Source organism: Klebsiella sp. HN106 (assembly GCF_051209435.1).
In the GTDB taxonomy this organism is placed as follows: domain Bacteria; phylum Pseudomonadota; class Gammaproteobacteria; order Enterobacterales; family Enterobacteriaceae; genus Klebsiella; species Klebsiella oxytoca.
This window is the reverse complement of sequence record NZ_JBLURD010000210.1, coordinates 1-304: the sequence shown is the minus strand read 5'-3', so window position 1 is coordinate 304 and position 304 is coordinate 1. Positions and strand designations below refer to the sequence as shown.

Below are 304 nucleotides of genomic sequence, written 5' to 3'. Positions count from 1 at the left end.
ACAAACTATGGCGATGAAGCTCGCTAAAGAAATCATTTCTGATGTGAGAAGGGGATTCAGATGATAAAAATCGGAAAAGCAAAACGGTCAGTGATGGCCGTTTCAATTCTGGCCTTCAGCGTACAGTCAGCATTTGCCTATACGGTCAACGTTAACAGCAGCATTCCCATCTCAACGCAGGTTATGCCGGCGTTGAGCACAGCTAATGGCCTGTTAGGTAATATCCAGGCCACGCTGATTAACATTGGTACGGCAATCAGCCAGCAGGGCGATCGCCAGGCAGCATTAATGCAGCAGGTGGCTG

At 48.7% G+C, this 304-nt stretch carries 1 pseudogene; it reads left to right on the top strand.

The annotated features are described in order from the left end of the window. Positions 1-60: 60 nt before the first annotated feature. Positions 61-304, top strand: a pseudogene (locus ACSIPU_RS30955) (conjugal transfer protein TraW); the annotation flags it as partial.